The sequence below is a fragment of the Streptococcus mitis genome, assembly GCF_000722755.1.
GTDB classification, from domain to species: domain Bacteria; phylum Bacillota; class Bacilli; order Lactobacillales; family Streptococcaceae; genus Streptococcus; species Streptococcus mitis_CM.
Map to the genome: position 1 here is coordinate 25,164 of NZ_JPFY01000014.1, position 21,602 is coordinate 46,765.

A 21,602-nucleotide genomic window follows, 5' to 3' on the forward strand; every position below is an offset into this window, starting at 1 on the left:
AATATCTTTCAGACTATCTCTTCAATTTGTCTCATAGTTAATTATCTATTATATCATGTTCCGGCCAGAAAACGCTCACTTCCTTCTATTTCAAATCACTTTTGACCTTTTTCTTAGTAATGATGCGGTCGTTTTTGTTGGCTAGAGATTTGAGTCGAGCTTCTAGCAGGATTTTTCTCCCTACTTCGTTGCGGGTGTAAACGAGTTGGTAGTTGCCCAGATATGGTGCGACGGCATCTAGGAAGAGCTGGGCATCTTCCTTGCGTTTTTCAAAAAGGCTAGGAACCACAAAATACTTGGACTGACCTGCTGGTGCTTTTTTAGCTACTAAGAGGTAGCGTTGATTGTCCACGGGAGCAAAGAATTCTCCTAAAACCTTTGAAAAGAGCTCCTTATCTCGCATGCTGCCACCTTTTAGATAGGCAAATACGTTAAAGCTTTCCTTTTCCTCCTCGACCTGCACGCGCGACTGGTCATCAGACAAATGCCCGGCAGTCACCATGACTTTGCGAATAGCTTCACCAATCTGGCGCAAGCGTTTATAAGGACTCTTGTAGCTGTAATAGCGAAAGGCTGTGATAGCTAGGAAGAGGACACAAAGAGCTGTCAACCATGGCAAGGCAAAGAAGGTTAGTCGAACGACATAAGCTAGGAGACTAATGGCAAATACCATCCGAGCATAGCGAAGCCACTTTTCAGCATCCGCTAGGGCGAGCAGAGGGATTCGTTTGCTGTCGGTCGCAACTTCATTGACAATCTCAATCTTATCAGCAACAATGAGAGATTCCTGCCATTTTTTACGTAAGGAGGCGCGATCCTTGGATAGTTCCATGATCTTCTCGTTATAGTCTTCGAGTTTCTTTTTCTTAAATGGAAACTCAGGAAAGTTTAAGCGGTCCAAACCTGTTTCAATTGTATCTTCCTTATAGGACAAGCCAAGGAAATGGTCCATACGACGGGCAAGAGTTTGTAGGTCCTGATAAGGATTGAGGTCTTGTTCTTCTTGATCCTCCTTAGAAAAGACTGGATTTTTGTAAGGTTTGATGGCTACTAGGTGCCAGATATTGCTGGTCTTATCTGGATGTCCTGACCAGATACGAATGGCACGGCCCCGCATTTGATTGCTGAGCATAAAGCTTCCGACAAAACTTCCGAGGATGAGAGAGTTGACGCAAGGGGCATCCCATCCTTCTCCCAAGAGAGACTTGGTTCCGACCAAGACCTAGATAGAACCACGTTGGAAGAGCTCGGTCACTGCTGCGACCATCCCCTTAAAGCTGGATGGAAAGCCTACTTGGAGATAAGTACCTTGATCGAGTTTTCCAATGGCAGAGAAGCTTAAGCTAGTGTTTGGGATGATTGCTTCAAGTTCTGCCTTGACACTAGCAGGTATGATCACGACACTACCAGAAAGGACTGCTATCGGGACAGACAAGCCCTGCTTTTGTGCACTTCTGCGAATGGTTTCAAAGTAAGGGAGGACACCTAATTGCGTGATTGGTGCTTGGTCATCTCCCAGATAACTGGCAAAATCCTTACGGATATAGTCCGCCAAGACCAACTGTCTCAAGTCCTTTCCTAGACTGGCATACTCGGTTTCAAAGATAGATGCAATCCCAACTAGTTTTCCTAGAGATTGGTTGAGGATTTGGTCATTGGCCTTGGATTTGACCAAGAAAACCTGACGTTTTTCAATCAGTCCTCTTGATTTCAGTTCTGCTTCTATCTTTTTCTTTGTCTCCTGCGGATCCTCATACCAGTCAGGAGTCTGATAGAGAAGGCCTTGCAAGAGAACTTCTAACCAATAATAATTGAGAGCAGGCAAGCCTTCAGCTCCCAGTAAATCTCGTAGATGCTTGGGTATTTCCTGTTTTTGCGCTTGTAGATAAATGAGGAGCGCTGAGAGATACTTGGGATCTTCAAGAAGAATATCTGCAGAAATTTCCCCTTTGAGAACCTTGGAACTCCGAATCAACTCTTGAAAGTCAGGATCAAGGACTAGTTGACTGACATACTGCCACTTGGTGTCTTCAAACTCTTCCAAGCGCTTGTCCTCTTCCTTGGTCGGAAAACAGATATAGACAAAGTCCTGATGAGGGCAAAGAGTGTCTTCCTTAACCAGTTCTGGCACTGTGATTTCTTGGTCAATCTCCCCACACATCTGGAGATAACGATCCCAGAGTTCTGGTTCACTGTCATAAGGCGGTGTCGCAGTGAGAGAGATGACTTGCAGTTGCTGGTAGTTTTTACGGAAGTCTTCTAGACTTTTCCACCATTCATTTCTCAAGTGATGGCATTCGTCCAGACAGAGAGTTTCTACACCCCTTTCCTTGAGTCTGCCAAGCAGGTCAAAGCCTATAAAGTCCTCAACCTCCCCATTATCTTCTTGAGATTGCACCTGTTGCATAGCACTGTGAAAGGCTTGGTAGGTAGCGATGGTGATTTGCTTCATGTCCTTGAGATTTTGAGACACGAGACTTGTGACCTGGTTCTCATCCTCTAAAAAGGCCTGGCGAATCCTATCCACCCATTGTTCTCGGATGGTCACCGTCGGTACCAAAACGAGAGCAGGCTTATCAAAGCGGGCAATCAACTCGATCCCTATAGTTGTTTTCCCTGAACCTGGTGCTGCCACCAAGTGAACATGCCCATCTGCTTGGTATTCTTGGAAGTTGTCCAAGACCTGTTTTTGGTAGTTGCGCCAAGTCCCATTAAACTTTAATCCCAACATGATTCTTCCTCAATCTAATTTAGCATTTGATTATTTCCATTTTACCATAATTATTCTACCTCTAGACACTCAGATAGTTTAAAACCGTAAATTATGGTATAGTAGAAATATACTATCTATGAGGAGTTTACATGTCACAGGATAAACAAATGAAAGCTGTTTCTCCCCTTCTACAGCAAGTCATCAATATCTCATCTATCGTCGGGGGAGTCGGGAGTTTGATTTTCTGTATTTGGGCTTATCAGGCTGGGATTTTACAGTCTAAGGAAACCCTCTCTGCTTTTATCCAGCAGGCAGGTATCTGGGGTCCACCTCTCTTTATCTTTTTACAGATTTTACAGACTGTCGTCCCTATCATTCCTGGGGCCTTGACCTCGGTGGCTGGGGTCTTTATCTACGGTCACATCATCGGGACAATCTATAACTATATCGGCATCGTGATTGGCTGTGCCATTATCTTTTATCTGGTGCGCCTCTATGGGGCTGCCTTTGTCCAGTCCGTCGTCAGCAAGCGCACCTATGACAAGTATATCGGTTGGCTGGATAAGGGCAATCGTTTTGACCGTTTCTTTATTTTTATGATGATTTGGCCCATTAGTCCAGCTGACTTTCTCTGCATGCTGGCTGCCCTGACCAAGATGAGCTTCAAGCGCTATATGACCATCATCATTCTGACCAAGCCCTTTACCCTCGTGGTTTATACCTACGGTCTGACCTATATTATTGACTTTTTCTGGCAAATGCTTTGACACATAAAAAATCCGTTTGGTTTCCCAAGCGGATTTTGTGCTTTATTTTGAAACTTCTTTTGCAAGGACAAAGTTTCCAAGTGTGGCAGAACCATTTCCTGCGACTGCTGGAGTGACGATGTAGTCACGCACATCAGGTACTGGTAGGTAACCGTTGAGAAGAGATGTAAATTTCTCACGGACACGGTCCAGCATGTGTTGTTGAGCCATGACCCCTCCACCAAAGACAATCACGTCTGGGCGGAAAGTCACTGTCGCATTGACCGCAGCTTGAGCGATATAGTAGGCTTGAACATCCCAAACAGGATTATTGAGTTCAATGTTTTCCCCACGAACACCTGTACGAGCTTCCAAACTTGGACCAGCTGCATAGCCTTCCAAACAGCCTTTGTGGAATGGACAAACACCATTGAATTCTTTTTCAATATCCATTGGGTGTCTAGCCACATAGTAATGACCCATTTCAGGGTGACCCACACCACCGATAAACTCACCACGTTGGATAACACCAGCACCGATACCTGTACCGATTGTGTAGTAAACCAAGTTTTCGATACGGCCACCAGCATTATTACGGGCAACCACTTCACCATAAGCAGAGCTGTTTACGTCTGTAGTAAAGTACATTGGCACGTTTAGGGCGCGACGAAGGGCACCAAGCAAGTCCACATTTGCCCAGTTTGGTTTTGGAGTCGTTGTGATAAAGCCATAAGTTTTTGAGTTTTTATCAATATCAATTGGACCAAATGAACCAACTGCAAGACCAGCAAGGTTATCGAATTTCGAGAAGAACTCAATGGTTTTATCGATTGTTTCGATTGGAGTTGTTGTTGGAAATTGTGTTTTTTCTACAACGTTAAAGTTTTCATCACCGACAGCACAGACAAACTTTGTACCGCCCGCTTCCAAGCTTCCATATAATTTTGTCATGATAAACCTCTTGTTTTTATTTTCTTTATTATAGCATATTTCGAAAGTCTAAATTTCTCTATTTTTTAGATTTTCCTCTGTAAATCTTACCATTCAAGCAAAAACGAACAAACATGTCATTTGTTCGTTTTCACATTAGAGAGGATTGATTAGATTTTCACTTCGATCACAGCATCCCCCTTCGCAACTGAACCTGTTGCGACTGGAGCTACTGAAGCGTAGTCAGCTGTATTTGTAACGATTACCATTGTTGTATCATCAAGTCCCGCTGCAGCGATTTTGTTTGAGTCAAATGTTCCAAGAACATCGCCAGCTTTAACCTTGTCACCTTGAGCAACTTTTGCTTCAAAACCTTCACCATCCATAGATACAGTGTCAATACCAACGTGGATCAAAACTTCAGCACCATCAGTTGTTTTCAAACCAAAAGCGTGTCCTGTTGGAAAGGCAATTGAAACTTCAGCATCAGCAGGTGCATAGACCACGCCTTGGCTAGGTTTCACAGCGATACCTTGTCCCATAGCTCCACTTGAGAAGACTGGGTCATTGACATCCGCAAGAGCGACAACATCACCAACGATAGGAGTTACAAGTGTTTCATTTTGAAGAGCTGCTGGAATGTTACCAGTTGTTTCTTCTTGGACCAAACGTTCTGTCGCTACTTCAGTAGCAACTTCTTTTTCATCCTCATAACCAAACATGTAAGTAAGAGCAAAACCAAGTGCAAATGATACAGCTACCATAAGAAGGTATTGGGCAAGTTGTCCGTTACCAACATAAAGCATTGTACCAGGGATGATGGTGATACCACTACCATTACCAGCAAGTCCAAGGATAGAAGCCAATCCACCACCGATTGCACCAGCAATCAATGAGAGGAAGAATGGTTTACGGAAGCGCAAGTTCACCCCGAAGATAGCAGGCTCTGTAATACCGAGGAAGGCAGAAAGAGCAGCTGGGAAAGCAAGTGTTTTCAGTTTTGGATTTTTAGTTTTAACACCAACCGCAACAGTCGCAGCACCTTGAGCTGTCATAGCCGCAGTGATGATAGCGTTGAATGGGTTAGCATGGTCAGCAGCAAGCAATTGCACTTCAAGCAAGTTGAAGATGTGGTGCACACCTGACACGACGATCAATTGGTGAACCCCACCAATCAAGAAACCACCAAGACCAAATGGCATACTGAGGATCGCTTTTGTAGCGATAAGGATATAGTTTTCAACAATGTGGAAGACTGGTCCGATGACAAAGAGTCCAAGGATAGACATGACCAAAAGTGTCACAAATGGTGTTACCAAGAGGTCAATGACATCTGGAACGACCTTGCGGACAGCTTTTTCAAATTTTGCTCCGACAACCCCGATGATGAAGGCTGGAAGAACGGAACCTTGCAAACCAACAACAGGGATGAAACCAAAGAAGTTCATAGCCGTTACTTCACCACCTGAAGCGACTACCCAAGCGTTTGGAAGTGAGCCAGAAACAAGCATCATACCAAGAACGATACCAACGGCAGGATTTCCACCGAATACACGGAAGGTTGACCACACAACCAAACCTGGCAAGATGATGAAGGCTGTATCTGTCAAGATTTGTGTGTAAGTTGCAAAGTCTCCTGGAAGTGGCATTTCAAGAGCATTGAAAAGACCACGCACACCCATGAAGAGACCTGTCGCTACGATAACTGGGATGATTGGAACGAAAACGTCACCGAAAGTACGGATAGCACGTTGGAACCAGTTCCCTTGTTTAGCAGCTTCTGCTTTCATGTCATCTTTAGATGATGTTGGTAAACCAAGTGCAACAACTTCATCGTACATTTTGTTTACTGTACCAGTACCAAAGATGATTTGGTATTGACCTGAGTTAAAGAAAGCACCTTGAACTTTTTCCAAGTTCTCAATCACTTCTTTATTGATTTTTCCTTCATCTTTGACCATGACACGAAGACGAGTCGCACAGTGAGCTACACTGTTGACATTTTCACGTCCACCCAAGGCATCGATGACTTTTTTTGCAATTTCCTGATTGTTCATTTGCAAAAATCTCCTTATATAAAATTTTGTTCTTGTTTGAAAGCGATTTTATTCGCCCTACGACTATTATTTTATCATGTTTTAGAAATATGTCAAGCGTTTTGCAGAAAAATATTCTATCCACTTAGTGGACACGCTTTAGATTGATTGTTTTTGACTATTTTATCAGGAATTCCTTGAAAAAATAAGTTTAAAATCTTTGTTATCAGGATTTTATTTCATTATCTTTCATCTTTTCTTGAAAAGTTGATTGATTTTCTGGTTTTGATTTGTGATAAACGTTTGACAGTTTTTTCTCTTTTTTAACATAAAAGACTTGCTTTTTCAACCGAAAACGGTTACTATTAAAAGTGATAAGATTTTTGGAGGAATGAATGAATGGAATGGACAACTGAGCGTCGTTACAGACTCTATCAAGATTGGACGCAAGAAGAAATTCAAAATATTAAGAAAAATATGGCACAATCTCCATGGCATACTCATTACCATGTTGAGCCAAAAACAGGACTTCTCAACGATCCAAATGGCTTTTCTTACTTTGATGGAAAGTGGATCCTCTTTTACCAGAATTTTCCTTTCGGTGCAGCCCACGGTTTGAAATCTTGGGTGCAATTGGAAAGCGAGGACTTGGTTCACTTCACAGAAACTGGTGCCAAAGTTTTGCCTGATACTCCATTAGATAGCCACGGTGCCTACTCTGGTTCTGCCATGCAGTTTGGTGATAACTTGTTCCTATTCTATACAGGAAATGTTCGCGACGAAAACTGGATCCGTCACCCATACCAGATTGGGGCTTTGATGGATAAGGATGGCAATATTACGAAGATTGACAAGATCTTGATTGACCAGCCAGCAGACTCTACAGACCACTTCCGCGATCCGCAAATTTTTAACTTCAAGGGGCAATATTATGCCATCGTCGGTGGACAGGACTTGGAGAAAAAAGGCTTCGTCCGTCTCTACAAGTCTGTAGACAACGACTATACAAACTGGCAAGCTGTTGGCAACCTTGACTTTGCTAACGACCGTACTGCCTACATGATGGAATGTCCAAATCTGGTCTTTGTAGGGGAACAACCTGTCCTTCTCTACTGCCCACAAGGATTGGATAAGAACGTTCTAGACTACGATAATATCTTTCCAAATATGTATAAGATTGGGGCTTCCTTTGACCCTGAAAATGCTAAAATGGTAGATGTATCTCAACTTCAAAACATGGACTATGGATTCGAAGCCTATGCAACTCAAGCCTTCAACGCTTCTGATGGACGTGCTCTAGCTGTTAGCTGGCTTGGTTTGCCTGATGTTTCATATCCATCTGACCGTTTTGACCACCAAGGAACCTTCTCTTTGGTCAAGGAACTCACTATCAAAGACGGCAAACTCTACCAATACCCAGTCGCAGCTGTCAAGGACCTTCGTGCTTCTGAAGAAGTCTTCTCAAATCGTGCTCAAACCAATAACACTTACGAACTTGAACTCAGCTTGGAAGCTAATAGCCAGAGCGAGATTGTCTTACTAGCTGATCAAGAAGGCAAGGGACTTTCCATCAACTTTGACCTTGTAAATGGTCAAGTGACAGTAGATCGTAGCCAGGCTGGTGAACAGTATGCCCAAGAATTTGGAACTACACGTTCTTGCCCAATCGATAACCAGGCTACTACTGCTACAATCTTCATCGATAACTCTGTCTTTGAAATTTTCATCAATAAAGGAGAAAAAGTATTTTCTGGTCGTGTCTTCCCACATGCGGACCAAAATGGTATCCTGATTAAATCTGGAAACCCAACTGGAACTTACTATGAATTAGATTATGGTCGCAAAACTAACTGATGTCGCCAAACTTGCAGGCGTCAGCCCTACTACCGTTTCTCGGGTTATCAATAAAAAAGGGTATCTCTCTGAGAAAACCATCCAAAAAGTCAATGAAGCCATGCGAGAATTGGGCTATAAACCCAACAACCTAGCTCGTAGCTTGCAAGGAAAATCAGCTAAGTTAATCGGTTTGATTTTCCCCAATATTTCCAACGTTTTCTATGCAGAATTGATTGATAAGCTGGAACACCAACTCTTCAAAAATGGTTATAAGACCATCATCTGCAACAGTGAGCACGATTCTGAGAAGGAACGCGAATACATCGAAATGTTGGAAGCCAATCAGGTGGACGGCATCATTTCGGGTAGTCACAATCTAGGAATCGAAGACTACAATCGCGTGACAGCACCAATTATTTCCTTTGACCGAAATCTGTCACCAGATATTCCTGTCGTCTCCTCTGACAACTACGCTGGTGGGGTTCTCGCAGCCCAGACCTTAGTCAAGACAGGTGCCCAGTCTATCATCATGATTACAGGGAATGACAATTCCAATTCGCCAACTGGGCTACGCCACGCTGGCTTTGCATCTGTTCTCCCCAAGGCACCTATTATCAATGTTTCCAGTGACTTTTCTCCTGTCAGAAAAGAAATGGAAATCAAGAATATCTTGACCCATCAAAAACCAGATGCCATCTTTGCTTCGGATGATTTAACAGCTATTCTGGTCATTAAAATCGCTCAAGAACTGGGCATTTCTGTCCCAGAAGAACTCAAAGTCATCGGCTATGATGGGACTTACTTTATCGAGAATTACTATCCTCATTTGACAACTGTGAAGCAACCTTTGGAAGAGATTACCTGCCTCACTGTTGACCTCCTCTTGCAAAAGATTGAAGACAAGGAAGTTGCAACAACTGGTTACTTTTTACCAGTTACACTATTACCAGGAAAAAGTATTTAAGCACAAGAAAACTCAGACTGCCTTCGTCTGAGTTTTTTATGATCTTAGGTTTTCTAGATAACGCTGGGCAGTCTCTAGATTAAAGGTTTTATCTGCGATGAGGCGCTCGACTAAGGGGGCTACCTCGGATTCACTAGCACCTGCGAGAAGTGCCAAGGATTTGGCCTGCAATTTCATGTGACCTTGCTGAATCCCTGTACTCACCAAGGCTTTCAGGGCCGCAAAATTTTGGGCAAGTCCGATAGACACGATAAGCTGGGCTAATTCTTTGGCAGAAGGATTTCCCAGTAGTTCGTGACTGAGGGCTACACGAGGATTGAGGCCGATAGAGCCACCCTTGGTTGCTACAGGCATAGGAAGAGTCATTTGACCAACCAATTCTTCTGTCTCCAAGTATAGACGCCAAGAGCTGAGACCTTGATAACGGCCATCTCGACTTGCAAAAGCATGGGCCCCGGCTTCGATGGCACGCCAGTCATTACCAGTGGCAATCAAAATGGCATCAATACCGTTAAAAATCCCTTTATTGTGAGTAGCAGCTCGGTAAGAATCAGCCTGCGCAAACTGACTAGCCAACGCAATTTTCTCTGCAATCTCTCGTCCTTGATCCTTTTGGCGGCTCAAGTAGCGAAAGGCGATGCGACAGCTTGCAGTCACCAGAGAATCGGTCGCGTAGTTGGAAAGGATTCCCATAAGACTCTGCCCCTGACTGAGTTCTTCTAAGACTGGTTTCAAGGCTTCCAGCATGGTGTTAAGCATATTGGCACCCATGGCTTCCTGGGTATCGACATGAAGATAAACAACAAGAAAGTCTGTTTCACCTTTGATCTGCTCTACATGCAAATCACGCGCCCCACCTCCACGTTTAACGATAGAAGGATAGGCTTGATTAGCAAGCTCCAAGAGTTCAGCCTTCTTGCTGGCAATCTTAGCTTGCGCTTGTTCAGGATCATCAACTTGATAAAGGGCTACCTGACCAATCATCCGGCGCTCATGAACCTGAGCAGTAAAGCCACCTGCACGCTTGATGATTTTACTGGCATAGCTGGCCGCAGCAACCACGGACGGTTCTTCTGTCACATAGGGAACTGTGTATTCCTGACCGTTAACGAGAACCTCTGGGATCAGCGAATAAGGCAGAGAAAAAGTTCCCACTACATTCTCACTCAGCTGGTCTGCCACAGTCACACTAATCTGTTCATCCTGCTCCAGACTCGCTTGTCTCTCAGGACTAAGGAGCGCCTGAGCTTTTAACAGCTCGAGGCGCTCTTGGTATGATTTTTTAGAAAATCCATTCCAACTTATCTTCATTATTTTTCAACCTTGCTATAACGGCGTTGGTGGTCAACAATTTCAACCAAGGCAAAATCTTGATTTTCATAGCCAGCAAACTGGGCAGAATTTGTTTCATCTAAGTCTACTTCCTCAAAGAAGACTTTTTCATAGTCAGCAACAGACAGGGCAGTTCGTTGGTTGAGCTTATTCAAACGGTCTTTATCCAGATAAGCTTCATATCCTTCAACCAATTCACCACTGAAGAACTCAGCCACAGCACCACTTCCGTAACTATAAAGGGCGATTTTATCCCCAGCCTTCAAGCTATCTGTATTTTCCAAGAGAGATAAAAGTCCAAGGAAGAGGGAACCAGTGTAGATATTCCCCACCTTTTGACTGTAGAGAATAGACTGGTCAAAATGCTTTTGCAAGAGGTCTTTCTTCTCTTGAGACAGGCTCTTATCCATGATTTTTTTCAAACCTTTTAGAGCCAATTTAGGATAAGGCAAGTGGAAACAAACAGCCGCAAAATCATCCAAAGTAAGCTGGTAGCGTTTTTGATATTCAAGCCAAGTCGTTTTCAAACTATCCAAGTATTGCTGGGTAGAATAGACACCATTTACATAAGGAGTTGTTGAGTAATTTGGACGCCAGAAATCCATGATGTCACGAGTCTGAGCCACATTGTCATTATTAAAGGCCATAATGCGCGGATTTTGTGTAATCAACATGGCCACACTTCCAGCACCCTGAGTGGGTTCTCCTGGAGTTTCAATACCATATTTGGCAATATCACTGGCAATGACCAAGACCTTGGACTCTGGAGAATTTTCCACATGCAGTTTTGCATAATGAAGGGCCGCTGTCGCTCCATAGCAAGCTTCTTTAATCTCGAAACTACGAGCAAAGGGCTGGATGCCCAGCAAACCATGCACAAAGACGGCCGCAGCTTTACTTTGGTCAATTCCTGACTCAGTAGCCACAATGACCATATCAATTTCTGCTCTTTCTTGCTCAGTTAAAATAGAATCACTTGCACTAGCTGCCAAGGTCACGATATCCTCAGTTAGAGGCGCAATACTCAATTCCTTGAGCAAGAGTCCTTTGCTTAATTTTTCAGGGTCAATTCCCCTCGCTTCTGCTAAGTCTTGTAATTTCAAGACATATTGACTGGTCGCAAAACCAATCTTATCAATACCGATTGTCATATTTACCTCTGTTTTATCATTCATTGTAAAAAATCGTTCTATACTATTTTATCACAAATAGCAGTAAAAGAGAGAAAAAAGACTTGATTCACCAAATCAAGTCGCTTATTATTCTAACCATTATACTGTTTTCGTAAGTGAGAATAAAGTCTGAGAATCACTGTTCCGCTAGCCATGCCAATAGAAATCACCAAAGCCAACATAACAACCAAGGTAGCACTGGCAATGGCGTGACTGTAATCTCCCGTCACAAAAAAGGCAGTTGTCCGATAAGAAAGATAACCCGGAACCAAGGGTGCCAAGATGGCCAAGATAAAGACTACAGCAGGTGTCTTATAAAGAATACTCAAAATCTGGCTGACGCAAGAACCGATAATGGCTGCAATAAAAGTAGCCACAATAACATTGGTCGGTTCCTTGAGCAAAAGATAAATTAGCCAGACAGCCATGCCCAAAATTCCTCCTGGTAAGAGCATAGAACGTTGAACATTGAGTACGATTAAAAAAGTGATGATAGCAAGAAGACTTGCTACTGCTTGTAATAAAAAGGTTGTTAGTGTCATATTAATTCATCAATACCAAGGCGACAGAAGTTCCCGCCCCTAAAGCAAGGGTAATGAGCAGGGATTCAAACATCTTACTCATACCAGAGTTTATGTGGTTGGTCATAATATCACGAACCGCATTGGTCAAGGCAATCCCTGGTACAAACGGCATGACCGCACCAGCTATAATCAAATCTGCCGTTGAAGGAAAACCTGTGTAGCGAGCCCAAAACTGGGCAATCATCCCAAATACAAAAGCTCCAGCAAAGGCCGTCACAAAGGGAATTCGGATAAACTTCTCCACATAGAGTGAAAAGGCAAAGCCAAATAAGGTAGCTACTCCTGCCCCAAGTGCGTCGTAGATATTTCCACTAAACATAATTGAAAAGAAAGGAGCGCTAAAGGTCGCAGCCAAAGTTACCTGCAACTTAGTATAAGGAAGGGGCTGGGCTTGCAAGGCCTTCAATTGCTTGAAGGCTGTCTCTAAATCAATCTGCCCCCCTACCAACTGACGAGAAATCTGATTCACATCGCAGACTTTTTCGATGTTATAAGAAGAGGAAGTCACGCGTTTCATTCGCGAAATATTGGTATTTTCAATGGAGAAAAAGATAGCAGCAGGCATGGCAAGAACATTGCAATCCACAATCCCCTGCGAATGCGCAATGCGGATCATGGTATCTTCTACACGATGAATCTCTGAGCCACTTTTGAGGAGAATGGTTCCTGCTAGCATAATCACATCGATAACGGCATTTAATTCTCTTGATTCTTCCATGCGTTCCTCCTTTTATCAACTCCTTCTATTCTATCACAAATCTGGAATCAAAAAAAATCTTTGCCATGAAATCATGACAAAGATTCGTTTAATCACGAGAATTTTCGTGGTTTCCTTCACTATTTGGTTGAGTCGGAGTAGGAACCGTTCCTTGTTGATTTCCTTGTTGATTTCCTTGCTGGCCACCTTGTTGATTCCCTTGATTTGGAGTAGTAGGTGAACCTTGGTTACCACGTGGAACTGACGTTGAAGAGGAACTTGATGGTGGTGTTTTGGGTTTATAAATCGAAATTTTAATACGTGTGCTGGCTAAATCAATTTTTCCACCCGGTTTTGGACTTTGCTCTACAACAGTCTCCTCAGCTGTTCCTTCAGGAGCAGTAGACACTTCTACAACTTCGATATTAGCTTTTTTAATTCCATATATCTCTGTAAGATTATTAACTGCAAATTCTCGAGTTGAACCAATATATCTTGGCATTGAAATCGAATTTACTTTTTTAGCAACTGTCAAAACTATTTGAGTTGCCTTGCTAAGATCATAGGTTGTTCCTTCCGGTAAACTTTGTTTCATGATTGTACCGGCTTCGATTTCGTTGGATTCTTCTTCCTCAATCTTAATCAGATTTTCTGGAACCTTCTTACCCTTCAACTCTGCCACTACATCACTAGATTTTCGTCCAAGATAATTTCCAAGTTGGAAGGATTGCTGACCAGAAGACACAATCAAATTAATTTTTGTTCCTTCTTTGCGTGTCGTACCAGCGTCAGGATCGGTACGAATAACCCGACCTTCTTCAACCTTATCACTAGCCTCTGACTTCTCCTCGCCAATCTCAAAATTGGCTTTTTTGAGATTTTCCTTGGCTTCCGCCACTGTCTGACCTGCCACATCTGGAATTGTTATTGTGGCTGGCGTCCTAGATAAAATCCATACCAAGGATGCCACAACCAACAAGAAGGTCGCAAATAAAATTGGATAACGTGCTTTCATGCGACGCCGTTTGGTTGGCTTTGGACTAGGTACTGGTTTTTCTGTCTGATGAGGCTGGGGCTTAGGTTGAGGTCTTCCCTCTTGTACCGGAGCTTTAGGAATAGAAGTCAGAGTACTTTGTGGAACTTTAGGAAGAGTCTTGGTGTCCGCCTTAGTCGCATCGTCAAAGACTAGCTTTGGTTCATTACGACGATTATTAGACAAACTACTAGACAAATCCACATACATTTCAGCGACTGATTTGTAGCGATCTGTCAATTTCTTGGCAGTTGCCTTAATAACAACATTTTCTAAAGCCTGAGGCACAGATGGATTTTCAGCTATAACCGATGGCAGTGGTTTCTGGAAATGCTGGAGAGCGATGGTCACTGCGCTATCCCCATCGTAAGGAATATGACCTGTCAGCATCTCATAGAAAATAATCCCCATAGCATAGATATCACTCTGTACAGTCGCTTTAGAGCCACGCGCCTGCTCTGGCGATAAATAATGAACGGAACCTAGCATTGAGTTGGTCTGAGTCAAACTCGTCTCTGCAAAGGCTACTGCAATCCCAAAGTCTGTAACTTTGGCAGTCCCATCTGGGGTCAAAAGGATATTTTGCGGTTTCAAATCCCTGTGAACAATTCCTCGAGTATGGGCTAAGCGCATAGCCAAGAGGATTTGTCCCATGATTCGAACCGCTTCTTCATTTGAAAGAGGGTGATGTTCCTTGATATAGCGTTTGAGGTCTAATCCAGCAACATATTCCATTGCGAGATACTGTTGTCCCTCTTCTTCACCGATATCTGTAATCCGAACGATATGAGGATGGTCCAAATCTGCCATGGCTCTCGCTTCCCGCTGAAAACGAGCCACAGCAATCGGGTCTGTCTGGTAGTTGGTCCTCAGGACCTTTACCGCCACTTCTTCCCCGTCTAGAATCAAATCTTTAGCCAAGTAAACATCTGCCATGCCTCCTCGACCAATCTGTTTGAGAATCCGATACCGCCCGGCAAAAATCTTGCCGATTTGGATCATTCTGTTGCCTCCTCATTAACAGCAATAAGGGCAACTGTGATATTGTCTAAACCACCTGCATTGTTGGCAAAACGAATCAAGGTTGCTGCCTTATCTGCCAAAGAAATATCGCTGGTTACAATATCAGAAATCTCACTTCCTGAAATCATATTTGTCAAGCCATCACTATTGAGTAAGAGATAGTCCCCAGGCTCAAGGGTGATTATTCCAAAATCAGGCTGAATTTCATCTTTTTGACCAATAGATTGAGTAATAATATTTTTCTGTGGATGGCTAGCAGCTTCTTCTGGCGTCAATTGACCTGCCTTAAGCAATTCATTGACCAAAGAATGGTCGCTCGTTAACTGGTGGTATTCTTCTCCACGAATCAAACCGATACGAGAATCCCCAATGTGGGCATAGATAGCCTGATTATCAATAATGGCTACAGCCTCAAGGGTTGTTCCCATTCCTTTATAGGCTTCATTTTGTCCCAATTGGTTAATCCTTTGATTTTCAATCTCAAGGTTGTTAGCAAACCATTCACGCACTTCATTAACCGTATCGATTTGTGTATCAACCCAAGCTACACCCAGGTCTGTTACCGCCATCTCACTAGCGATATTCCCTGCGCGATGACCTCCCATACCATCAGCTAGGATAATCATGGTACGTCCAGCTCTATTGACATAGTGGTTGGCATAGTCTTGGTTATTTGTTCGTTTCTGACCAACATCTGTTAATAATGAAATTTCCATGTGTTAGTTCCTTCCTAATCCGATATCTTGCGAAATTGACTGATGAAGAATCCATCACTTCCATACAATTCAGGTGTGATGAGGATACAGCCATCTTTCATGATATCCTTACATTCATGTTCTAGTGTTACCCGCTCAAATTCAGGATGACTTTCTAAAAATGCCTGTACGACTTGAAAGTTCTCCTCTGAGACAATAGTACAGGTACTATAAGTTATTATACCACCTTTGCGTAGTGTTTGACAAACACTACCTAATATTTCTAGCTGAATTTCCTGCAAGGACGCGAAATCTGCCGTTTCTTTATTGTATTTGATGTCTGGTTTTCGGCGTAGAAGACCAATTCCTGAACAGGGAGCATCTACCAAAATCTTATCAAATGAATCCTGACCAAAAAACTCATGTACCTTTCTGGCATCCAATTTTTGCCTTTGAACCCGATCTACAACCCCCAAACGTTGGGCATTTTCTTGGATTAAGTCCAACTTATGGTCGTACAAGTCCAGAGCAGTAACCTGACCTGTCGTGAGATAAGAGGCTATATGGGCTGTTTTTCCACCCGGAGCCGCACAGGCATCTAGAACCTGCTCATCACCTTGTAAATCAAGAGTGGGAGCAACCAGCTGACTAGACTCGTCTTGGATAGTAATAGCCCCCTCTGAAAATAGGTCATGTCCCGCAAAGTGGCCTTGCTCCTTAACCAGACCAGAAACAGACAAAGGTGAAGCACTAGCTTCCAACAAGGCTTTGATTTCCTCTTTTCGGCTTAAATCAGTCACTCGGATGCTGGCCTTGTTGCGCACCAAAAGACTTTCAAAAATAGCTTGTGCCCGCTCTTCGCCGTATTCTTCCTTGAGCTTGGCAACTAGCCAAACTGGGAGAGAATAGGCAATGGAATCACGCTTGTTTTTTCGCTTGATGCTAGCAATATCTGGCCAACCTTCACGCAAGATACGACGTAAGATAGCATTGACCAATTTTTCACTGCCCTTTTTACGGACTTTGGCCAATTCCACTGCTTCATTGACCACAGCATGATCTGGAATCTTGTTCAAATAGCGGAGCTGGTAGGCGCTCATGAGAAGTAGGACATAGAGCCAGCTGTCTAACTGGTCTCTGTCTTCTATAAAGTGGGACAGGTACCATTCCAGAGTCAGTTTACGGGCCACCGTTCCATAGACAATCTCTGTCACCAAGCCCTTGTCTGCTACAGAAAGTTGGCTTCCCTTGAGATGCTTATTTAAGGCGATGTTTGAGTATGCTTGATTGATAAAAACATCCTCTAATACTGCTAGAGCTAAACTTCTAGCCGTTTCTACTTTAGTCACCAAATCGTTCTCCTACAGTCAATGTCCGTCCAACTCCGTTGAGGAAGGAAGCAATGTCCATCTTAGGTTTACCAGCTGGCTGCACTTGTTTGAGGGATAGAGCCCCTTCTGCCGTTGCGACAATCAATTCTTTCTTACCAATAGAAAGGATCTCCCCTGGATTTCCCTGACCATCTACTGGTAGGGCTTCATAAATCTTAAACCGGTCTCCCTTAAGAAAAGTATGAGCAACTGGCCAGGGGTTCATCCCACGGATTTGGTTGAAAAGTTGACGATTGCTTTTATTCCAGTCCAGTTTTTCTTCTTCTGGCTTGATATTTGGCGAGAAAGTAACCTGACTTGGATCCTGTGGTTCAGGTTTGATGTCACCAGCAATGTAGGCAGGCAAAGTATCCAAAAGCAAATCACGACCAACTAGCGCTAATTTCTCAAACAAGGTGCCGACATTGTCCCCATCCGTGATAGGAATACTGCGACGAGAAATCATATCTCCTGCATCCATTTCCTTAACCATCTCCATAATGGTCACACCAGCTTCCTCATCTCCTTGAATCAAGGCATAATGGATTGGCGCTCCACCACGGTGTTTTGGAAGAAGGGAGGCGTGAACATTAACCGCAAAGTCCATGCTATCAAGGAGTTTACTTGGGAGAAACTGCCCAAAAGCAGCAGTCACAATTCCATCTGCTCCTAGCTTCATAATATCTTCCATCTCTGGACTTCCAGATAATTTTTCAGGTTGGTAGATAGGAAGTCCTGCCTCTTTGGCAGCTTGTTTAACTGGGGTCTCCTGGATCACTTTTTTACGTCCGACAGCACGGTCTGGCTGGGTCACAACGGCTAGAATTTCGTAACGGTCATCTGTCAAAAGCCCTTTTAAGACTGTTGCTGAAAAGTCGGGGGTCCCCATAAAGATTAATTTTGTCATATCTTCTCCTTCTTATAAAAATTGCTGTGGCTCATGGTCAATGCTGAGACGGAGCTCACTATTTTCCCGTTCTTGAGTCAAGGCCAAGACCTGGTTGAGGGTCGGCCCCAGCTCATCTTCTAAACGGTATTTAATTAAAATCTGGTAATGATAGAGGTTGTGGGTACGAGCAATGGGTTTTGGCGTCGGCCCAAGGATGTTACTGGTTTCAGACAAACCTGAGCGCAAAATGTTCATAACTTCATAGGCACGTTTGATCACCTCTTCTTCTTTCTTGTGAGAAAGGGTAATGCCAATGGTGAAATAGTAAGGTGGATAACCTAGTTGGCGTCTGATTCCCATTTCATAGGCATAAAATCCTTCGTAATCCTGTTCCTTGGCAAATCGAATAGCATAGTGCTCAGGATTGTAAGACTGGATCAATACCTGGCCAGCTTTTTCAGCCCGACCTGCTCGACCTGCCACCTGAGTCAAGAGCTGGAAAGTTCTCTCAGAAGAACGGAAATCTGGTAGATTCAAGGCCGTATCCGCATTGAGCACTCCGACTAGGGTCACATTGGGAAAATCCAAACCCTTTGCAATCATCTGAGTACCTAGTAAAATATCCGCTTCCCCTCGCCCAAACTGGTCAAGCAAGGCTTGGTGACTGCCTTTCTTTCGAGTCGTATCCACATCCATCCGCAAAATGCGGGCCTGGGGAAAGAGTTCTGCTAGCTCGTCATAAGCCTTCTGTGTTCCCGTCCCGTAGTAACGAATACTGCGGCTCTTACAGTTGGGGCAAACATGAGGAATGTCCTTTGAAAAACCACAATAATGGCAGTTCATGGTCTTGGTATCCATGTGCAGGGTCAAAGAAATATCACAGTTGGGACACGTATCCACCGTCCCACACTCCCGACACATGACAAAGCTAGAATAGCCACGGCGATTGAGCATGAGAACCACCTGCTCTTTTTTAGCTAGACGGTCTTGAATGGCTTCTAGCAAGGGAGGTGTAAAGTTTGATGTCTCATTCTGCCCAATATAGTCTCGAAAGTCAATCACTTGAACCTCAGGGATCCTAGCTAAAGGATTGGCGCGTTGGGTCAGACGTAAATGTTGATAAACGCCTTTGCCAGCCCGAGCACGGCTTTCTAAGCTTGGTGTCGCGGAACCAAGAACCAATGCCGCTTGATTGTATTGGGCCCGTAAAACAGCCACCTCTCTAGCATGGTAGCGGGGATTACTGTCTTGCTTATAAGTCGCTTCGTGCTCCTCATCGATAATCATAACACCTAAATTTTTCAGCGGAGCAAAGATGGCTGATCTAGCACCAACAACAACTTGAGCGTCTCCACGCTCGACCTTGCGCCATTCATCATACTTTTCACCATTGGATAAGCCTGAGTGAAGAATGGCCACTTTCTCACCAAAACGAGCAATAAAACGCTCCGTCATTTGTGGAGTCAAGGAAATCTCAGGTACCAGCAAAATAGCTGTCTTGCCCTTGTCCAAGGCCCCTTGGATAATCTGCAAATAAACCTCGGTCTTCCCACTTCCTGTAATTCCTTGAAGGAGGAAGGGTGGTTGATGACTACCAATCGCACTGACAACCGCATCACGCGCCTGCCTTTGTTCTGGATTCAACTCCAAAGGCTGACTTGCTTCAATTCCTTCAAAATAAGCAGCCGAGCGTTGAACTTCCTTTTGGACTATGGTCACAGCACCTTGTTCCACAAAGAAGTTGACTTGCTCCCGTGAATAGGACTCTAACAAACTAGCCAAGGAAGCACTCTCAGGATGAGAAAGCAAATAGTCTCTCAATTCCAACTTTTTCTTGGCGCGTGCAGAAATCTCGACACCTTCTAATAGAGCAAGATTCACCTCATACCAAGACTGGGTCTTGACCTTCTTTTGATCAATCGCCTGATATTCTAGACCAAGCAGGCCTTTTCTAGTTAATCGCATCATTTCAGCTTGCTTACCTAAATCCAGAGAAGAAAAGGCAAGCGAAGCTTCTGAACCAAACAAGCGCTCTCGGTCTTCCTGACTCAGACCTGCCAGAGGATAGAGAATCTTATCATAGCTGGAGTTCAGAAATCCCGGTAACATAGCCTTGAGGATGGAGATTTTATAGGAGAAGACGGACTTGCGGAGCTCTTCAGCTAGCCAGAGTTGTTCTTGCGTGAGAACAGGAGAAAAATCCAGCACCTCAGCAATATCTTTTAAATCTTGCTCCATCTCTTCCTCATCTGATTGAGAATCCAAACCAAGAACAATCCCTTGAATCAGGCGATTACCCTTACCAAAAGGTACATGGACCCGCATCCCAACTTCCAGCATTCCCTCAAATTCCTCCGGAATCCTATAACTATAGGGCTGGTCCGTCTGCATCAAGGGCACATCTACAATAATCTTGGCTATAGCCATCTTCTCACCTCCTCCTTGGCAGTACATTCTTGCAATAGAAAAAATAAGATTGAGTCCCCCCAACCTTAAATTTTTTCACCATCTTCTTTTTCTTTAGCGATTTGCTCTTTGATTTTCTTTTCTTCTTCTTCTTTGCGGCGTTTTTCTTCTTCGATACGGCGACGCACTGCTTCACGTTTTCCCTCTGGATCTGGGTGAATTGTAACGTTTCCTGATTCGATTTCTTCTAAAGCGCGAAGAGTTGATTTTTCAGATTTGAAACCTTGAGTAGCTGGCGCACCTGCTTCCAATTCGTGGGCACGTTTTGCTTCCAAGATTACGAGTGAATATTTTGATGGAACCTTGTCGAGCAAGGTATCAATAGAGGGTTTTAACATCATTTGCTTGTACCTATTTTCTAAATTTTATCGGGTAGTTGGAGACTTTGGTAACATCTCCTGATAGTGACCAATGACACGATCCACACGGAAGTGCTCTGCTTCGATCACACGTTTGACACGCTCAGCAGCTAGGGGCACCTGATCGTTGACAATCGCATAATCATACTCACGCATAAGGGCAATTTCTTCCTTGGCCTTTTCGATTCGTTGGGCAATCACTTCTGCACTGTCTGTTCCACGTCCTACCAAACGATCTTGCAATTCATCCAAATCTGGTGGTGTCAGGAAGATAAAGACAGCATCTGGAACCTTTTTCTTGACCTGAAGAGCGCCCTGAACCTCAATTTCAAGGAAAACATCGATTCCCTTGTCCAAGGTTTCATTGACATAGGTCAGAGGAGTTCCATAGTAGTTGCCGACATATTCTGCGTATTCCAACATCTGCCCTTGACGAATCAGATCTTCAAACTCTTCACGAGTACGGAAGAAATAGTCCACTCCGTCCACTTCACCAGGACGTTGTGCGCGTGTCGTCATCGATACAGAGTATTGAAATTGGTTTTCAGAACTCTCAAAAATCTCTCTTCTAACCGTTCCTTTTCCAACCCCTGAAGGACCAGAAAAAACGATTAGTAAGCCTCGGTCTGCCATTGTGTCTCCTTTAGTCAGTCTGTGAAATAACATTTCTCTAGAATAATGGCAAAAAGCCAGATTATCCTTTACAGTCTTTCTATCTAGTGTAACAAAAAAGCAGTAATTTTTCAACTGCTCTTTC

Annotated in this window: 16 protein-coding genes and 1 pseudogene; 3 read left to right on the forward strand and 14 right to left on the reverse strand. The window is 43.7% G+C overall.

Going from position 1 to position 21,602, the window contains the following annotated elements; genetic code table 11:
• Positions 1-85: 85 nt before the first annotated feature.
• A pseudogene (locus tag SK578_RS08215) lies at positions 86-2,731 on the reverse strand (DEAD/DEAH box helicase family protein).
• Positions 2,732-2,862: 131 nt separating this feature from the next.
• On the opposite strand from SK578_RS08215, the gene SK578_RS08220 reads away from it, so the two are divergent.
• Positions 2,863-3,480, forward strand: coding sequence for a TVP38/TMEM64 family protein (locus SK578_RS08220; protein ID WP_000076168.1), 618 nt, complete (start codon positions 2,863-2,865; stop codon positions 3,478-3,480).
• 42 nt (positions 3,481-3,522) lie between these two features.
• Here SK578_RS08220 and scrK read toward each other — a convergent pair whose 3' ends face one another.
• Both scrK and SK578_RS08230 read right to left on the reverse strand, forming a co-directional pair.
• Positions 3,523-4,410 carry a fructokinase ScrK gene (gene scrK / locus SK578_RS08225; RefSeq protein WP_000164316.1) on the reverse strand — a complete coding sequence of 296 codons (888 nt, stop codon included), beginning with the start codon at positions 4,408-4,410 and terminating at the stop codon, positions 3,523-3,525.
• A 149-nt stretch (positions 4,411-4,559) separates the two neighbouring features.
• Positions 4,560-6,446: a sucrose-specific PTS transporter subunit IIBC gene (locus SK578_RS08230; RefSeq protein ID WP_042751597.1), complete on the reverse strand. Its 1,887-nt coding sequence runs from the start codon at positions 6,444-6,446 to the stop codon at positions 4,560-4,562.
• A gap of 378 nt (positions 6,447-6,824) precedes the next feature.
• Between SK578_RS08230 and SK578_RS08235 the strand changes: the two genes are divergently transcribed.
• Together SK578_RS08235 and SK578_RS08240 are read left to right on the forward strand one after the other, a co-directional pair.
• Positions 6,825-8,279, forward strand: coding sequence for a sucrose-6-phosphate hydrolase (locus SK578_RS08235; RefSeq protein WP_042751598.1), 1,455 nt, complete (start codon positions 6,825-6,827; stop codon positions 8,277-8,279).
• Positions 8,260-9,225, forward strand: a complete 966-nt coding sequence (locus SK578_RS08240) for a LacI family DNA-binding transcriptional regulator (RefSeq protein WP_042751599.1) — start codon at positions 8,260-8,262, stop codon at positions 9,223-9,225. Before SK578_RS08235 ends, SK578_RS08240 begins: the two co-directional genes overlap by 20 nt.
• Positions 9,226-9,261: 36 nt before the next feature.
• On the opposite strand, the gene SK578_RS08245 is transcribed toward SK578_RS08240, so the two are convergent.
• The 11 genes from SK578_RS08245 to gmk all read right to left on the reverse strand — a co-directional run bounded on the left by SK578_RS08245 (position 9,262) and on the right by gmk (position 21,478).
• On the reverse strand, positions 9,262-10,536 hold the full coding sequence (locus SK578_RS08245) for a hydroxymethylglutaryl-CoA reductase, degradative (RefSeq protein WP_042751600.1): 1,275 nt from the start codon (positions 10,534-10,536) through the stop codon (positions 9,262-9,264).
• On the reverse strand, positions 10,536-11,708 hold the full coding sequence (locus tag SK578_RS08250) for a hydroxymethylglutaryl-CoA synthase (RefSeq protein WP_004260875.1): 1,173 nt from the start codon (positions 11,706-11,708) through the stop codon (positions 10,536-10,538). The genes SK578_RS08245 and SK578_RS08250 overlap by 1 nt, the downstream gene beginning before the upstream one ends.
• A gap of 113 nt (positions 11,709-11,821) precedes the next feature.
• Positions 11,822-12,271 carry a threonine/serine exporter family protein gene (locus SK578_RS08255; protein WP_000176931.1) on the reverse strand — a complete coding sequence of 150 codons (450 nt, stop codon included), beginning with the start codon at positions 12,269-12,271 and terminating at the stop codon, positions 11,822-11,824.
• 1 nt (position 12,272) lies between these two features.
• Positions 12,273-13,031 (reverse strand): threonine/serine exporter family protein, encoded by a 759-nt coding sequence (locus SK578_RS08260; RefSeq protein WP_020903004.1) that lies wholly within the window; start codon positions 13,029-13,031, stop codon positions 12,273-12,275.
• Positions 13,032-13,119: 88 nt separating this feature from the next.
• On the reverse strand, positions 13,120-15,045 hold the full coding sequence (gene pknB / locus SK578_RS08265; RefSeq protein WP_042751601.1) for a Stk1 family PASTA domain-containing Ser/Thr kinase: 1,926 nt from the start codon (positions 15,043-15,045) through the stop codon (positions 13,120-13,122).
• Positions 15,042-15,782 (reverse strand): Stp1/IreP family PP2C-type Ser/Thr phosphatase, encoded by a 741-nt coding sequence (locus SK578_RS08270; RefSeq protein WP_042751602.1) that lies wholly within the window; start codon positions 15,780-15,782, stop codon positions 15,042-15,044. The genes pknB and SK578_RS08270 overlap by 4 nt, the downstream gene beginning before the upstream one ends.
• A 14-nt stretch (positions 15,783-15,796) precedes the next feature.
• On the reverse strand, positions 15,797-17,110 hold the full coding sequence (rsmB, locus tag SK578_RS08275) for a 16S rRNA (cytosine(967)-C(5))-methyltransferase RsmB (RefSeq protein ID WP_042751647.1): 1,314 nt from the start codon (positions 17,108-17,110) through the stop codon (positions 15,797-15,799).
• Positions 17,103-18,038, reverse strand: a complete 936-nt coding sequence (gene fmt / locus SK578_RS08280; protein WP_042751603.1) for a methionyl-tRNA formyltransferase — start codon at positions 18,036-18,038, stop codon at positions 17,103-17,105. Before fmt ends, rsmB begins: the two co-directional genes overlap by 8 nt.
• A 12-nt stretch (positions 18,039-18,050) precedes the next feature.
• On the reverse strand, positions 18,051-20,447 hold the full coding sequence (locus tag SK578_RS08285) for a primosomal protein N' (RefSeq protein WP_042751604.1): 2,397 nt from the start codon (positions 20,445-20,447) through the stop codon (positions 18,051-18,053).
• 65 nt (positions 20,448-20,512) lie between these two features.
• The gene (gene rpoZ, locus SK578_RS08290; RefSeq protein ID WP_000979235.1) at positions 20,513-20,827 is read right to left on the reverse strand and encodes a DNA-directed RNA polymerase subunit omega; all 315 of its coding nucleotides are present in this window, start codon (positions 20,825-20,827) and stop codon (positions 20,513-20,515) included.
• Between the two features lie 24 nt (positions 20,828-20,851).
• On the reverse strand, positions 20,852-21,478 hold the full coding sequence (gmk, locus tag SK578_RS08295) for a guanylate kinase (RefSeq protein WP_042751605.1): 627 nt from the start codon (positions 21,476-21,478) through the stop codon (positions 20,852-20,854).
• Between the last annotated feature and the right edge of the window lie 124 nt (positions 21,479-21,602).

Excerpts from the sequence above, each read along its gene's own strand:
- SK578_RS08220 (WP_000076168.1), top strand. The coding sequence starts at position 2,863 with ATGTCACAGGATAAACAAATGAAAGCTGTTTCTCCCCTTCTACAGCAA.
- scrK (WP_000164316.1), bottom strand. The coding sequence starts at position 4,410 with ATGACAAAATTATATGGAAGCTTGGAAGCGGGCGGTACAAAGTTTGTC.
- SK578_RS08230 (WP_042751597.1), bottom strand. The coding sequence starts at position 6,446 with ATGAACAATCAGGAAATTGCAAAAAAAGTCATCGATGCCTTGGGTGGA.
- SK578_RS08235 (WP_042751598.1), top strand. The coding sequence starts at position 6,825 with ATGGAATGGACAACTGAGCGTCGTTACAGACTCTATCAAGATTGGACG.
- SK578_RS08240 (WP_042751599.1), top strand. The coding sequence starts at position 8,260 with ATGGTCGCAAAACTAACTGATGTCGCCAAACTTGCAGGCGTCAGCCCT.
- SK578_RS08245 (WP_042751600.1), bottom strand. The coding sequence starts at position 10,536 with ATGAAGATAAGTTGGAATGGATTTTCTAAAAAATCATACCAAGAGCGC.
- SK578_RS08250 (WP_004260875.1), bottom strand. The coding sequence starts at position 11,708 with ATGACAATCGGTATTGATAAGATTGGTTTTGCGACCAGTCAATATGTC.
- SK578_RS08255 (WP_000176931.1), bottom strand. The coding sequence starts at position 12,271 with ATGACACTAACAACCTTTTTATTACAAGCAGTAGCAAGTCTTCTTGCT.
- SK578_RS08260 (WP_020903004.1), bottom strand. The coding sequence starts at position 13,031 with ATGGAAGAATCAAGAGAATTAAATGCCGTTATCGATGTGATTATGCTA.
- pknB (WP_042751601.1), bottom strand. The coding sequence starts at position 15,045 with ATGATCCAAATCGGCAAGATTTTTGCCGGGCGGTATCGGATTCTCAAA.
- SK578_RS08270 (WP_042751602.1), bottom strand. The coding sequence starts at position 15,782 with ATGGAAATTTCATTATTAACAGATGTTGGTCAGAAACGAACAAATAAC.
- fmt (WP_042751603.1), bottom strand. The coding sequence starts at position 18,038 with ATGACAAAATTAATCTTTATGGGGACCCCCGACTTTTCAGCAACAGTC.
- SK578_RS08285 (WP_042751604.1), bottom strand. The coding sequence starts at position 20,447 with ATGGCTATAGCCAAGATTATTGTAGATGTGCCCTTGATGCAGACGGAC.
- rpoZ (WP_000979235.1), bottom strand. The coding sequence starts at position 20,827 with ATGATGTTAAAACCCTCTATTGATACCTTGCTCGACAAGGTTCCATCA.
- gmk (WP_042751605.1), bottom strand. The coding sequence starts at position 21,478 with ATGGCAGACCGAGGCTTACTAATCGTTTTTTCTGGTCCTTCAGGGGTT.